Here is a 13,514-nt window from a genome sequence, read left to right as displayed (position 1 = left end):
GGCTCAGGCTTCGGCAGGCTGCTCGAGGCGGGCGCGCAGCGCGTCCTTGAGCTTGGCGTCCATGGTCTTGAAGGTGTCTTCGGTGGTGGCCCAGTCGATGCAGGCATCGGTGATGGAGACGCCGTATTCCATCTTGCTGCGGTCGGCATTGATCTTCTGCGCGCCCCAGTTGATGTGCGACTCGACCATCAGACCCATGATGGAGCGATTGCCCTCGAGGATCTGCTGGGTGACGTTCTCCAGCACCAGCGGCTGCAGGCCCGGGTCCTTGTTGGAGTTGGCGTGGGAGCAGTCGACCATCAGGTTGGCGGTGACGCCGGCCTTGGCCAGTTCCTGCTCGGCCAGCGCGACGCTGACGCTGTCGTAGTTCGGCTTGCCGTTGCCGCCACGCAGCACGACGTGGCCGTAGGCGTTGCCACGCGTGCGGATGATCGCGACCTGACCGGCCTGGTTGATGCCCAGGAAGTTGTGGCCGTGAGACACGGACTGCAGGGCATTGACGGCGACATCCAGCGAGCCGTCGGTGCCGTTCTTGAAGCCGACCGGGCACGACAGGCCAGAGGCCATCTCGCGGTGGGTCTGGGATTCGGTGGTACGGGCGCCGATGGCGGACCAGCTGATGCAGTCCTGCAGGTACTGCGGGGAGATCGGGTCGAGGGCTTCGGTGGCCAGCGGCAGGCCCATCTCGGCCAGTTCGACCAGCAGGCCGCGCGCGATGTGCAGGCCTTCCTCGATCTCGAAGGTGTCATTGAGGTGCGGGTCGTTGATCAGGCCTTTCCAGCCGACGGTGGTACGCGGCTTCTCGAAGTAGACGCGCATCACGATGTAGAGGCTGTCCTTCACTTCCTCGGCCAGCACCTTCAGGCGGCGCGCGTAGTCACGGGCGGCGTCCAGGTCATGGATGGAGCAGGGGCCGACCACGACCAGCAGGCGCGGGTCTTCACCGTCCAGAATGCGCTGGATGGTGCGACGGCCTTCGATGACGGTCTCTTCGGCCTTGGCGGTCAGCGGGATGTCCTGCTTGAGCGCTTCGGGGGTGATCAGCACGTCCTGTGACAGGACGTTGAGGTTGTTGACGTGTTGTTCTGACATGACAGTGTCCTGAGCGGTGTGCGGTCTGCATGGCTGCTAGCAGAGTCAGACGGGCGTCTTCGCGCCCGCCATCCGTGTTGTGCGTACTGAATGATGTCCATGGTATCTGCTGCATGCCGGCTTGTCAGCGCCCTTGGGTCAAATTTAATCAACTGTCAAGCTGGCTGGCGCTGACTTGAGGCTCGTGTGACTCAAGATAAGCGTAAATCGTAAAGAAATCGTTACGCTTTGACGTGTCAGCGTCGCCAAACGCTGTCATGACGGGAGTGAACACGCAAAACCTGAGGCTTTGACGGCATGGCGTCTTGCCGTACAAATGATAAACAGGAACACTGTGCGTTGATTTTGGTCGCGTCAGCGGGCCGCCGGGCGCTTTTTCGCCCCGCGCCAGGCATCGCATCCATCACAACGAATATCAAAGGGGCCGGATAACGCATGCGCGAGTCGCAATTCCTGTCAGGTGCTGATGCCCCGGGGATTCCTGATGTGGAGTCCGCAAGCGGTGCCTCCACTCCCGCGGAGGGAGCGAGTGAATGAGTGTCAATGAAACGGACCAGCAGTTGGTCGAGCGCGCCCAGAAAGGGGATAACCGCGCCTTCGATCTGCTGGTCAGGAAATATCAGCACAAGATTCTCGGCCTGATCAGCCGTTACGTACACGATCATTCAGAAGTGCAGGATGTCGCCCAGGAAGCCTTCATCAAGGCCTATCGTGCGTTGCCCAACTTCCGGGCCGAGAGCGCCTTCTATACCTGGATGTACCGGATCGCCATCAATACGGCCAAGAATCATCTGGTCTCGCGGGGCCGTCGTCCGCCGGGCACCGACATGGATATCGGCGATGCCGAGGTGGTCGATCAATCCGGTCGCCTGTCGGACATCGAGACGCCGGAAGCCGCCATGGCGCGCGATGAGCTGGAGAAGGTCGTCTTCGAGGCCATCGAGAAGCTGCCTGAAGACCTGCGCACCGCCATCACGCTGCGCGAATTCGATGGCCTGTCCTATGAGGATATCGCCGAGGTGATGCAGTGCCCGGTGGGCACGGTGCGTTCGCGTATCTTCCGTGCACGTGAAGCGGTCGACAAGGCGATCCAGGGGCTGGTCAGTCCCGCCTCGGCGGTGTCTGCCGTCGAGTGACGTCGCTGTTCTGCGTCGCCCCTGTGAGAGAAGAGCCACAAAAATTTTGTTGGTTAAATTCAATCAACTCAGTGGCTTGGCGAAATCTTGCAGCTAAAGTGAATGTTTTCTGAACGAATGGCGGAACAATCCGTGCGGCGCGTGTTCTTACTGTTCAGTAGTCATGTAGCTCAGCGACTGCGTGCATGAGCGCTGGAAAGTTGAGTGGTGAGGGGTAGGGCACGAAAGCCCCTCTTCCACGGCGCAGTAACGCTGTTTGCCGTTGGCCCGCTCGGGCCATCAGCCGCCATGGTGAATGACGCCATTTGTTGCCAGGAGTGCAGATTGAAGTCGTCGTTCAATCTGACGAGTGTGAGGGTATTTACGCATGAATCTGAAGACCACCGAATCCGTGAAGGAGTCGCTGTCCGCGCTGATGGATGCGGAGGGTGACGAGCTGGATCTGCGTCGTGTCCTCAAGGGGCTCGATGAGTCTCCTGAGGCTGCAGACACCTGGCGCCGCTATCACCTGGCGCGCAGTGCCATGCATCGTGAGCGTGAAAGCACCTTCACTCTGGATATCGCGTCGGCGGTCAGCGCCGAGGTCGAGCTGATCTCCCGCGAGGCTCCCGCGAGTGCACCGCCCGTGGCCGAGCGTCGCAGCCTGTTCTCCTTTGCCGGTTCCGCGGCCATCGCGGCAGGCGTCGCGGTGATGGTGATCACCGGCGTGCAGGTCTTCAATGGCGGTGACAATGGGGTGCCCGGCGGCGTGAACAGCGGTGCAGAGCTTGCCAGCGGTTCTTCCGTCAACCAGGGCGGTTCAGCCATCCAGGGCGGCACCGTGCGTCAGGTCAGCCAGCCGTCAGTGAATGCCGAGGCGTCTCAGTGGGTACAGCCCGGTGCCAACAGCGGCTTGATGCAGGTCGGCGTGACGCCCTCCAGCTCACGCCCGATGTTCATGGCGCCGCAAAGTAGCAGCTACGATTCCGGCATGTCGTCCAGCAATGTCGCCGCGGCGGATCTCGCCCAGCGGCGTCTGCTCGAGGCCTACCTGAGCCAGCATTCCTCGCGCGGCCCGGTGCCGGAGCGCAGTGAGTGGATCAGCCTGCAGGATGTTGCCCAGTAATATTCGCTGGATGACTGGCTTGCGCTGGCGTCGCTGCCAAGGCAGATGAAAGCAGCATGGATGGACAAGAAAAGAGGGGCAGCCAATGGCTGCCCCTCTTTTCTTGTCTGTATATCCTGGTTGCGCCCACATGACCTGGTCGCGCCCGGCCAGCGTCGTCACTTGCCGGTGTGACCACGCTCGGCCTCAGTCATGCAGATAGCGATCTGCCGTCTGGATGTAGAGTGTCTCGACCTTGGCGCGTGCCCAGGGCGTGCGGCGCAGAAACTTGAGGCTCGAGTTGATGCTCGGGTCGCTGAGGAAGCAGTTGATGGGAATCAGCTCGCCCAGGGTCTCGAAGCCGTAGTGGTCCACCAGCCAGGTCAGCAGTGCCTTGAGGGTGACGCCGTGCAGCGGGTCCAGGCGGGAAGTGGATGGGGGTGCGTCGCTCATGCGGGCTCCTGTTGATGGTATCGTGGGCGCTTATCGGGCCTGAGGCGCGTGAAGTGCCGCCGTGAATGACGCTATTCTACGCGTATGTGTCGCCAGTGCGCGGCGAGTTTTTGCAGGAGTCAGCAGGATGATGCAGGAAGAGGGGCAGGTCACGGGGCATGGCAAGGAAGGCGTCTGGGTCGAGACCCAGCGTCGCTCCACCTGTGGTGCCTGCAATGCGCGCAGTAGCTGTGGCAGCGGCCTGTTGAGCCAGTTTTCGCGTCGCAAGCCGCATCGCGTGCTGATCCATGTGCCGGCAGGCGAAGACTTGCCGATGGTGGGCGAGCGGGTGGTGATCGGCATCGATGAGTCGGCGTTTCTGCGCAGTGCGGGCCTGCTGTATGGCCTGCCGCTGGTCAGCGGCATGCTGGGGGGGATCGTGGCCGAGCAGCTGGCGGGCGCTGGCACCCTGGCGGTGCCGTTGGGCTTCGCGCTCTCGTTGGCGGCGGGCCTGATGGCCGTGCGCTGGCATGCCGCGCGTCCTGAGCGGCAGGCACTCTACCGGCCGCGCTTGATGCGTCGTCTCGGCATGGACGCGATGGCGATCAAGGCGCTGTAGTCGTCGTGCTCAAGTGATGACGTGCTCAAGTGATGACGTGCTCAAGTGTTAGCGGTAGTCGACTCTCTCGGCAGATCGGGGAGTGACTTGCGTAGTCGGCAGGTGGCGTCGTCAGTCTGCATCGGGCTGGCATCGGCACCTGTCGGATGTTGGCGACGCATGGTTGCGTCCAGCGCGGCACCAATCGCTGAACTTCAACGACGCTTCGACGTCAATGAGAAGGACGCCGCCAGCGATGTGACGCTGCCATCGTCAGTAGTTGCGTGATTGCACGCCTGATAACAAGTGATGACAGGACGTACCAGGAGCCGCACTGATGAAATCCCTTTCCCGCCTGATGGTACCTGCCTTGGCCATGGCTGCCCTGATGGGCTCCCAGCTGGTTCAGGCTCGTGAATTGCCCGACTTCACCCAGCTGGTCAAGGACTCGGCGCCCGCGGTGGTCAATATCGCGACCACCACCGAGATCCAGCGCAGCTCGGGGCCGGTGTTCCGAGGGCCCAATGGCGAAGAGATGCCCGAATTCTTCAAGCGCTTCTTCGGTGATCAGCTGCCTGGCCCGGGCCGCGGGGGCGTCGAGAAGCGCTCCAGTCTCGGGTCTGGCTTCATCATCTCCGATGATGGCTACATCATGACCAATGCCCATGTCATTGACGGTGCCGATGAGGTGATGGTGCGCCTCAACGACCGTCGCGAACTCAAGGCGCAGGTGGTCGGTGAGGACAAGAAGACCGATATCGCGCTGCTCAAGGTCAAGTCGGAAGACCTGCCGACCTTGCCGATGGGCGACAGTGATGCGCTGGAAGTCGGCGAATGGGTGGCCGCGATCGGCTCACCGTTCGGCTTCGATCATTCCGTCACCGCCGGTATCGTCAGCGCCATCGATCGCACCCTGCCGTCGGACGCCTATGTGCCGTTCATCCAGACGGATGTGGCGATCAATCCGGGCAACTCCGGTGGGCCGCTGTTCGATCTCGATGGCGATGTGGTGGGCATCAACTCCCAGATCTATACCCGCTCCGGCGGCTTCATGGGCGTGAGCTTCGCGATTCCGATCAATGTGGCGATGGATGTCGCCGACAAGCTCAAGACCGATGGGCGCGTGGATCGCGGCTGGCTGGGCGTCGTCATTCAGCCGGTCTCCAAGGACCTGGCCGAATCCTTCGGGCTGGACCGTGCGCGCGGTGCGCTGATCGCCGATCTTGATCCGGACGGCCCTGCCGCCGCCGCTGGCCTCAAGAGTGGCGACATCATCACCGCCGTCGATGGCAAGGCGGTCGAGAGCTCGGCGTACCTGCCGCGCATGGTCGGCGCCAGCTCGCCGGGCGATTCGCTCAAGCTCTCCATCCTGCGCGATGGCAAGAGCCAGACGTTGACTGCCAAGGTTGGCCATTGGCCGGGCAGTGAGCAGGCGCATGCCACCAAGGCCAGTGACGACAAGCAAGGGCTGGGCGTTGCGGTGGCAGAGCTCGACAAGGCCAGCTTGAACGAGCTCAACCTCGATCACGGGGTGCGCGTGATGGAAGTCGACCCGCAGGGCGTGGCTGCCGAGGCAGGCATCAGCGCCGGCGATGTGCTGGTCGAACTCAATCAGCAGCCGTTGACCAGCGTGCAGGCGCTGCGCGATGTGGTCGCCAAGCTGCCGACCAACCGTCCGGTCTCGCTGCGCCTGGTGCGCAATGGTCGCCCGCTGTACATCGCACTGCGCATGCGTGCCGACAGCGACAAGTGATCCCGCCAGCGCCTGACGCAAGCGTCAAGAACTTGGGCGACGAGCGCGCAGGCAACAGAAGGTGACCGCCACCGGCACGAAGGCGGTCACTCCGGTAGCAGACGGGGCGCACGGGCGACTGTGCGCCCCGTCTGCTACCGGGCGGCCCTGCGGTTCACCCGAGTTCAGGCGGGTTGTGACAGGGCCGGAGGGGCGCAAAAGGCAACGCCTTCTATCATCGCTTGTGGTCGGACTGTACAATGCGTGCAATTCGATTTCCGTCGTCTCCCGTGTTGGCCGTGTGATTTCACGGAGACGGGCACAAATACAGAGCAGTGATCCATGACCGAACGCGTAACGCCGCCGTCCTTGAAGCATATCCGCAACTTCTCAATCATCGCCCACATTGACCACGGCAAGTCCACGCTGGCTGACCGCATCATCCAGCTGTGCGAAGGCTTGAGCGACCGTGAGCTCAAGGAGCAGGTGCTTGACTCGATGGACATCGAGCGTGAGCGCGGCATCACCATCAAGGCGCAGTCGGTGACCCTCGACTACCACGCTGACGATGGCAATACCTATCAGCTGAACTTCATCGATACGCCGGGCCACGTCGACTTCTCCTATGAAGTCTCGCGCTCGCTGTATGCCTGTGAAGGGGCGCTGCTGGTGGTCGATGCCGGCCAGGGTGTCGAAGCCCAGTCGGTGGCCAACTGCTACACCGCCATCGAGCAGGGCCTCGAGGTGCTGCCGGTCCTCAACAAGATGGATCTGCCGCAGGCGGACCCGGAGAAGGTCTCCCAGGAGATCGAGGAGATCATCGGTCTGGACGCGACGGACGCCTGTCAGGTGTCGGCCAAGTCCGGCATGGGCATGGAAGCGCTGCTCGAGCGTCTGGTACGTGACATTCCGCCGCCCAAGGGCGATCCGGAGGCACCGTTGCAGGCGCTGATCATCGATTCCTGGTTCGACAACTACCTCGGCGTCGTCTCGCTGGTGCGTATCTTCGACGGTACCCTGAAGAAGGGCGAGAAGATCCGCCTGAAGTCCACCGGCCGCGACTGGGAAACCGGCGCGATCGGTATCTTCACGCCCAAGCGCAAGGAAACCGGCGTGCTGCGCGCCGGTGAGGTCGGCTTCATCGTCGCCGGGATCAAGGACATCATGGGCGCGCCGGTGGGTGACACCATCGTGCACACCAAGACCGCCGACAAGGTCGAGCGTCTGCCGGGCTTTCAGAAGGTCAAGCCGCAGGTCTATGCCGGCATGTTCCCGATCAGCTCCGATGACTACGAGGACTTCCGTGATGCGCTGCAGAAGCTGGCGCTCAACGATGCCTCGCTGGACTACGAGCCGGAGAACTCCGACGCGCTGGGCTTCGGTTTCCGTGTCGGCTTCCTCGGCACCCTGCACATGGAGATCATCCAGGAGCGTCTGGAGCGCGAGTACAATCTCGATCTGCTGACCACCGCGCCGACGGTGATCTATGAGGTGCTGATGGACAACGGCGATGTGCTGCCGGTGTCCAACCCGTCCAAGCTTCCGGACATGGCCAACGTCGATGAGCTGCGTGAGCCGATCTGCCGCGCTACCATCCTCGTGCCGCAGGAATATGTCGGCAACGTCATCACCGAGTGCGTCAATCGTCGTGGCGTTCAGCTCGACATGCAGTTCCTGGGTAGCCAGATCCAGCTGATCTATGAACTGCCGATGGCGGAAGTGGTGATGGACTTCTTCGATCGCCTCAAGTCCATCTCCAAGGGCTATGCGTCGCTGGATTACAGCTTCGAGCGCTTCGAGGCGGCCAAGCTGGTGCGTCTGGACGTGCTGATCAACGGCGACCGCGTCGATGCACTGGCGGCGATCATCCACCGTGATCATGCACATGGCCGCGGCCGTCTGCTGGTCGAGAAGATGAAAGAGCTGATTCCGCGTCAGATGTTCGATGTGGCGATCCAGGCTGCCGTCGGTGGCCAGGTCGTGGCACGCTCCACCGTCAAGGCGCTGCGCAAGAACGTGACCGCCAAATGTTACGGCGGCGACGTCAGCCGCAAGAAGAAGCTGCTCGAGAAGCAGAAAGCGGGCAAGAAGCGCATGAAGCAGGTCGGCCGGGTGGAAATTCCCCAGGACGCCTTCCTTGCCGTGCTCAAGATGAACGACTGAGGCAGGCCGCCGTCTGGCGGCTTGCCACCAAGACCCAGGGCAGACAGGGACAACGATGGATTTCTCGCTTGTATTGGTGATTGCCGTAGCGGTAGCCGGCGTGGTGTGGTTGATAGACCTGGTTGCCCTGCGCAGTGCGCGCAAGGCGCGTGTGGCCAAGGCCGAGGCCTCCGTCGAAGGAGAACTGGACGCTGGCACGCGTGAGAAGCTGGCGCGCGACCCGTGGCCGGTGGACTATGCCAAGTCCTTCTTCCCGGTACTGCTGCTGGTGCTGGTGGTGCGCTCCTTCGCGTTCGAGCCGTTCCAGATTCCGTCCGGCTCGATGCTGCCGACGCTCAAGATCGGCGACTTCATCCTGGTCAACAAGTATGACTATGGCCTGCGCCTGCCGGTGGTCGACACCAAGGTGCTGGAAGTCGGCGAGCCGGAGCGTGGCGATGTGATGGTGTTCCGTTTCCCGGAGGATCCGTCCACCAACTTCATCAAGCGCGTCGTCGGCCTGCCGGGCGATACCATTCGCTACGAAGGCAAGCAGCTCTACGTGAATGGTGAGGCCATCGACAAGACATTGAATGCGCGCAACTCCAGTGAACAGTCCGGTGAAGACCTGCTGGATGAGACACTGGGGAAACACGCCCATCAAATCTACAATAACCCTCAGGACCCCGGCCCGCAGATGCGCGAGATCCGGGTGCCGGAAGGCATGTACTTCGTGATGGGTGACAACCGTGATCACTCCAACGACAGCCGCTACTGGGGCTTCGTGCCGGAAGAGAACATCGTCGGCAAGGCGGTGGCGGTGTGGATGCACTGGAAAGAAGGGTTCCCGGTCTTTTCCTCGGTACGCCTGATTCATTGATCAGTGCATTGACCGGGCCGCCGAGAGGCGGCCCGGTCGTGTCTGGCAGGGCCACATTGGCCCGCCGGCCTTATCAGTGCGGATTTTCGACATGGGACGATGCGTCGTGCCTGCCATGTCAACCTGCTGTTCATCATGTCGGACCCGTGGCCACAAGCTTGCGGGCAGCGCGGCTGACGAATATCGGATTGGGATGGTGGCAATCGGCAACTCCTCAAGCCGCGTAGGCTTCGGGCATCGCGAGACATGTCGAAGACGACAGGCATCAGCCAGCATGACTGATGCACCATTCGACAGGACGCCCGCGGGCGTCAGCGACAAAAAGAGAGTAGGGAGACCTGTGAGTAGCCCGCTGAATGCCTTTGTAAAGCGTATCGGCCACACCTTCGAGGATGCGAGCCTGCTGGAACTGGCTCTGACCCATCGAAGCTATGGTGGCCAGAACAATGAGCGTCTCGAATTCCTTGGCGATTCCATCGTCAACTTCGTGATCGCCGAAGCGCTGTTCCTGCGCTTCCCCCAGGCCCGTGAAGGCCAGCTGTCACGCCTGCGTGCGCGTCTGGTCAAGGGCCAGACCCTCGCGGAGCTGGCGCGTGAATTCAATCTCGGCGAGAACCTGCGTCTGGGCTCCGGTGAGATGAAAAGCGGCGGTCACCGTCGCGAGTCCATTCTGGCCGATGCCGTGGAAGCCGTGATCGGCGCCATCTATCTGGACGCCGGCATGCAGGTGGCACGTGAACACGTGCTGCGCTGGTACGCCACCCGTCTTGAAGCGCTGAATCTTCAGGACACCCAGAAAGACCCCAAGACGCGTCTGCAGGAATTCCTGCAATCGCGTCAGGCGGCACTGCCGCGTTATGAGGTGACCAGCGTCGAAGGCGAAGCGCATTCGCAGACCTTCAGCGTCGATTGCCACGTCGAGATGATCGACACCAAGACCACAGGCGTCGGCTCCAGCCGCCGTCATGCTGAACAGCAGGCGGCCGAGTTCGCGCTGCAACTGCTCGAACCTGCCCGCGGAGGCCGCTCATGAGCCATACCCCAGAAGACAACGTCACCCCGAGCGGCGACGCCCCTGATCACTCCACTGATAACGGCGTCGGCACGCCGGATGCCCTCGAGGGCATGCTGGCCGCCGCCGGTGTCAGCGATCAGCCGCTGCCGGACACCCGCTGTGGCTTCGTCGCCATCGTCGGTCGCCCGAATGTCGGCAAGTCGACGCTGATGAACCACATCCTGGGCCAGAAGGTCTCGATCACCTCGCGTCGTCCGCAGACCACGCGTCACCAGGTGATGGGTATCCACACCGAAGAGGGCACCCAGTGCGTCTTCGTCGATACCCCGGGGATCCACATCATGCAGCGCGATCGCAACAAGGCGATCAACCGCTTCATGAACCAGGCCGCCACCCAGGCGCTGCGTGACGTCGATGCCGTCGTCTTCATCGTCGACCGCACCCGCTGGATGGAAGAAGACCAGATCGTGCTCGAGAAGCTGGCCCACGTGAAGGCGCCGGTGATTCTGGTGGTCAACAAGATCGATTGGCTCAAGGACAAGACCACCCTCGCGCCCTGGCTGCAGAGCCTGCAGGAGCGTCGTGACTTCGCGGCCATCATTCCGATGTCGGCCAAGAACGGCACCAACATCGATCTGCTGCTCGAGAACGTGATGAAGCGTCTGCCACAGGGCGAGCACATGTTCGCGGACGACCAGATCACCAACAAGAGCTCTCGCTTCCTGGCCTCCGAGCTGGTGCGCGAGAAGGTGATGCGTCAGCTGGGCGATGAACTGCCCTACCAGATGACCGTCGAGATCGAGGAATTCAAGACCGATCAGCGCGGCACCCTGCACATCAGCGCGCTGATGATGGTCGAGCGTCAGGGTCAGAAGAAGATCCTGATCGGCGAGAACGGTGAGCGCATCAAGAACATCGGCCGTGAAGCGCGTCTCGAGATGGAGCGCGCCTTCGACGCCAAGGTCATGCTGAACCTGTGGGTCAAGGTCAAGCGTGGCTGGTCGGATGACGAGCGTGCCCTGAAGAGTCTGGGTTACACCCACGACAAGGACTGACGACGTCGCGCGAGCGGTGCAGGGTGGTGGCGATCCCAAAGGGGCGTGACTGCCGTGTGCCGCCCGTCGCCGATTCGATGTTCTCGCGGTCTCTGCCGCGCACCGCCTGGCCCTGTCCAGGCGGTCTCGTTTCTTGCCAGCCCCTCTGCCAGTCCTTCTGCCAGCTTTTTTTGCCAAGCCACCGTCTGACGTGAGCCTGCCTGATGACGCCGCAACCGGCCTTCCTGCTGCATCGCAAGCCTTACCGTGAAACCAGTGCCATCATCGAATTGTTGACCCTCGAACACGGACGGGTGCGCGCGGTGGCGCGTGGCGTTCAGCGCCCGGGCAGCAAGGCGCGTGCCCGACTGCAGCCGTTCACGCCCTTGCATGTCACCTGGCGTGGCGAGAGCGATCTCAAGACTCTCAACCTGATGGAGACCGGCGGCAGCGCCAGTCTGCTGGCGGGCGAGGGGCTGTTGTGCGGGTTCTACGCCAATGAGCTTTTGACCCGCACGCTGCCGGTGGAAATGCCGGTGCCGGAGCTGTTCGCGCTCTACTCGCTGACATTGGATGAAGTGGCACTGCCCGCCAGACGCGCCCCCGCGCTCAGACGACTGGAATACAGTCTGCTGGAAGCGCTGGAACAACTGCCGCAATTTCGCGGCCTGGATGACAGCCCCTTGATGCCGGACGTGCGCTATGACTATGTGGTCAGTGAACGTCGCTTTCAGGCGCAGCCGCCAGGCGCGGCGGGCATCGAAGGGCGGGCCCTGAAGTTGCTGGCCAGCGAAGACTGGGGCCATGCAGGGCTTGCCCGCGAGAGCCTGTGGCTGGCGCGACGTGCGCTGGCGCCGCTGCTGGGGGACCGTCCGCTGCGTTCGCGCGAGTTGATGATGCAGCTGACGGCCAGGCGGCGTCAGAGTCGTCAGTCCGACTGACGTCATCAGGCGTGGCGACACTGTCCGGCTGCGGCGTGACGCATGATAGTATTGCGCGACCTGTCTTCGGCATGGCCCTCGTCGCCATGCCTGTTCTCTTGTTCATCGTTAGGAGCTGATCATGCATCCGCTGCGCATCCTGCTCGGGGTCAACATCGACCACATCGCCACACTGCGTCAGGCGCGTGGTACCCGCTATCCGGACCCGGTCCAGGCCGCGCTGGTCGCGGAAGAGGCGGGTGCCGACGGTATCACCGTGCACCTGCGTGAAGACCGTCGCCACATCCAGGAGCGCGACGTGCGCATTCTGGCCGAGGTGCTCAACACGCGCATGAACCTCGAGATGGCCGTCAGCGAAGAAATGCTGGCGCTGGCCGAGGAAGTCCAGCCGGCCAACGTGTGTCTGGTGCCGGAAAAGCGCGAAGAGCTGACCACTGAAGGCGGACTGGATGTCGCCGGTGATCTGGCGCGCATCACCGCCGCCTGCGAGCGTCTGGCAGCGGCGGGCTGTGAAGTCTCGCTGTTCATCGACCCGGAGCCGGAGCAGATCCGTGCCGCCTTCGAGGCCGGTGCGCCGGTCATCGAGCTGCATACCGGCGCCTATGCCGATGCCACGGGCGAGACGGCGCGTGTCGAGTTCGAGCGTATCGCGGCCGCCGCGGAGCTGGCCAACGAGCTGGGGCTGGTGGTCAATGCCGGTCACGGCCTCAACTATCACAACGTCGAGGCGATCGCGGGTATCTCCGGGCTCAACGAGCTGAACATCGGTCACGCGATCATCGCGCGCGCCATGTTCGTCGGCCTGAAGGAGGCCGTCATCGAGATGAAGCGTCTGTGCATCGCAGGCCAGGAAGCGGGCCTGATGGCCGCGCTGGATGCGCACGATCATGACCATGACCACGAACATGGTGATGACCATGAGCATGTGCAGGGCTCAGGCTGCTGCGGATGATCGTCGGCATAGGCACGGACATCGCGCGTATCGAGCGCTTCGAGGCAGGCATGGCGCGCCACGGCGAGCGCTTTGCGCGCCGACTGCTGGGGGAAGAGGAGCTGGCGCGCTTTGCCGATCACCCTCAGCCGGCGGCTTTTCTGGCCAAGCGTTTCGCGGCCAAGGAAGCCTTCGTCAAGGCGCTGGGCACCGGCCTGCGTCAGGGCATGCGCTTCACCCAGATTCAGGTGGTCAACGACGCCCTGGGCAAGCCCTCGCTCAAGCTGTCTGATGAGGCGGAAACCCTGACCGCGCGGGCGGGAATCCGCCATCTGCACCTGTCGATCAGTGATGAGCGTGATCAGGCCATCGCCTTCGTGGTGCTGGAGCGTTAGCCTCCTTCGATCTGGCGCTGGATCGCGTCTCTGAACACGGCGCTCGAAACGACAACGCCACCCCTGCCTTGCGGCAGCGGGTGGCGTTGTCGTTTGTGCAGG

The 13,514-nt window shown here is 62.8% G+C and carries 13 protein-coding genes; 11 read left to right on the top strand and 2 right to left on the bottom strand.

Going from position 1 to position 13,514, the window contains the following annotated elements:
- Positions 1 to 3 precede the first annotated feature (3 nt).
- On the bottom strand, positions 4 to 1,092 hold the full coding sequence (locus AC4FAH_RS09700) for a 3-deoxy-7-phosphoheptulonate synthase (RefSeq protein ID WP_043331875.1): 1,089 nt from the start codon (positions 1,090 to 1,092) through the stop codon (positions 4 to 6).
- Between the two features lie 533 nt (positions 1,093 to 1,625).
- Between AC4FAH_RS09700 and rpoE the strand changes: the two genes are divergently transcribed.
- Complete coding sequence (rpoE, locus tag AC4FAH_RS09695) at positions 1,626 to 2,228, top strand: RNA polymerase sigma factor RpoE (protein WP_153635273.1); 603 nt, start codon at positions 1,626 to 1,628, stop codon at positions 2,226 to 2,228.
- 367 nt (positions 2,229 to 2,595) lie between these two features.
- Positions 2,596 to 3,333 carry a sigma-E factor negative regulatory protein gene (locus AC4FAH_RS09690; RefSeq protein ID WP_490245953.1) on the top strand — a complete coding sequence of 246 codons (738 nt, stop codon included), beginning with the start codon at positions 2,596 to 2,598 and terminating at the stop codon, positions 3,331 to 3,333.
- A 186-nt stretch (positions 3,334 to 3,519) separates the two neighbouring features.
- Here AC4FAH_RS09690 and AC4FAH_RS09685 read toward each other — a convergent pair whose 3' ends face one another.
- On the bottom strand, positions 3,520 to 3,765 hold the full coding sequence (locus tag AC4FAH_RS09685) for a VF530 family protein (RefSeq protein ID WP_153635275.1): 246 nt from the start codon (positions 3,763 to 3,765) through the stop codon (positions 3,520 to 3,522).
- 127 nt (positions 3,766 to 3,892) lie between these two features.
- On the opposite strand from AC4FAH_RS09685, the gene AC4FAH_RS09680 reads away from it, so the two are divergent.
- The 9 genes from AC4FAH_RS09680 to acpS all read left to right on the top strand — a co-directional run bounded on the left by AC4FAH_RS09680 (position 3,893) and on the right by acpS (position 13,412).
- On the top strand, positions 3,893 to 4,363 hold the full coding sequence (locus AC4FAH_RS09680; protein ID WP_052384327.1) for a SoxR reducing system RseC family protein: 471 nt from the start codon (positions 3,893 to 3,895) through the stop codon (positions 4,361 to 4,363).
- Positions 4,364 to 4,679: 316 nt separating this feature from the next.
- Positions 4,680 to 6,095: a DegQ family serine endoprotease gene (locus AC4FAH_RS09675; RefSeq protein ID WP_153635277.1), complete on the top strand. Its 1,416-nt coding sequence runs from the start codon at positions 4,680 to 4,682 to the stop codon at positions 6,093 to 6,095.
- Positions 6,096 to 6,416: 321 nt separating this feature from the next.
- On the top strand, positions 6,417 to 8,237 hold the full coding sequence (gene lepA, locus AC4FAH_RS09670) for a translation elongation factor 4 (RefSeq protein WP_043331869.1): 1,821 nt from the start codon (positions 6,417 to 6,419) through the stop codon (positions 8,235 to 8,237).
- 55 nt (positions 8,238 to 8,292) lie between these two features.
- Entirely contained in the window at positions 8,293 to 9,096 is an 804-nt protein-coding gene (gene lepB / locus AC4FAH_RS09665; protein ID WP_286987261.1) for a signal peptidase I, read from the top strand.
- Between the two features lie 340 nt (positions 9,097 to 9,436).
- Positions 9,437 to 10,129 (top strand): ribonuclease III, encoded by a 693-nt coding sequence (rnc, locus tag AC4FAH_RS09660; protein WP_043331866.1) that lies wholly within the window; start codon positions 9,437 to 9,439, stop codon positions 10,127 to 10,129.
- Positions 10,130 to 10,221: 92 nt separating this feature from the next.
- Entirely contained in the window at positions 10,222 to 11,166 is a 945-nt protein-coding gene (gene era / locus AC4FAH_RS09655) for a GTPase Era (RefSeq protein WP_052384345.1), read from the top strand.
- A gap of 203 nt (positions 11,167 to 11,369) precedes the next feature.
- On the top strand, positions 11,370 to 12,086 hold the full coding sequence (recO, locus tag AC4FAH_RS09650; protein WP_153635278.1) for a DNA repair protein RecO: 717 nt from the start codon (positions 11,370 to 11,372) through the stop codon (positions 12,084 to 12,086).
- 121 nt (positions 12,087 to 12,207) lie between these two features.
- Entirely contained in the window at positions 12,208 to 13,038 is an 831-nt protein-coding gene (pdxJ, locus tag AC4FAH_RS09645) for a pyridoxine 5'-phosphate synthase (RefSeq protein WP_054554985.1), read from the top strand.
- Positions 13,035 to 13,412: a holo-ACP synthase gene (gene acpS / locus AC4FAH_RS09640; protein WP_153635280.1), complete on the top strand. Its 378-nt coding sequence runs from the start codon at positions 13,035 to 13,037 to the stop codon at positions 13,410 to 13,412. The genes pdxJ and acpS overlap by 4 nt, the downstream gene beginning before the upstream one ends.
- Positions 13,413 to 13,514: the final 102 nt, after the last annotated feature.

The sequence above is a fragment of the Cobetia sp. genome (assembly GCF_983723665.1).
This window is presented reverse-complemented; position numbering and strand designations above follow the sequence as displayed.

Excerpts from the sequence above, each read along its gene's own strand:
- AC4FAH_RS09700 (WP_043331875.1), bottom strand. The coding sequence starts at position 1,092 with ATGTCAGAACAACACGTCAACAACCTCAACGTCCTGTCACAGGACGTG.
- rpoE (WP_153635273.1), top strand. The coding sequence starts at position 1,626 with ATGAGTGTCAATGAAACGGACCAGCAGTTGGTCGAGCGCGCCCAGAAA.
- AC4FAH_RS09690 (WP_490245953.1), top strand. The coding sequence starts at position 2,596 with ATGAATCTGAAGACCACCGAATCCGTGAAGGAGTCGCTGTCCGCGCTG.
- AC4FAH_RS09685 (WP_153635275.1), bottom strand. The coding sequence starts at position 3,765 with ATGAGCGACGCACCCCCATCCACTTCCCGCCTGGACCCGCTGCACGGC.
- AC4FAH_RS09680 (WP_052384327.1), top strand. The coding sequence starts at position 3,893 with ATGATGCAGGAAGAGGGGCAGGTCACGGGGCATGGCAAGGAAGGCGTC.
- AC4FAH_RS09675 (WP_153635277.1), top strand. The coding sequence starts at position 4,680 with ATGAAATCCCTTTCCCGCCTGATGGTACCTGCCTTGGCCATGGCTGCC.
- lepA (WP_043331869.1), top strand. The coding sequence starts at position 6,417 with ATGACCGAACGCGTAACGCCGCCGTCCTTGAAGCATATCCGCAACTTC.
- lepB (WP_286987261.1), top strand. The coding sequence starts at position 8,293 with ATGGATTTCTCGCTTGTATTGGTGATTGCCGTAGCGGTAGCCGGCGTG.
- era (WP_052384345.1), top strand. The coding sequence starts at position 10,222 with ATGCTGGCCGCCGCCGGTGTCAGCGATCAGCCGCTGCCGGACACCCGC.
- recO (WP_153635278.1), top strand. The coding sequence starts at position 11,370 with ATGACGCCGCAACCGGCCTTCCTGCTGCATCGCAAGCCTTACCGTGAA.
- pdxJ (WP_054554985.1), top strand. The coding sequence starts at position 12,208 with ATGCATCCGCTGCGCATCCTGCTCGGGGTCAACATCGACCACATCGCC.
- acpS (WP_153635280.1), top strand. The coding sequence starts at position 13,035 with ATGATCGTCGGCATAGGCACGGACATCGCGCGTATCGAGCGCTTCGAG.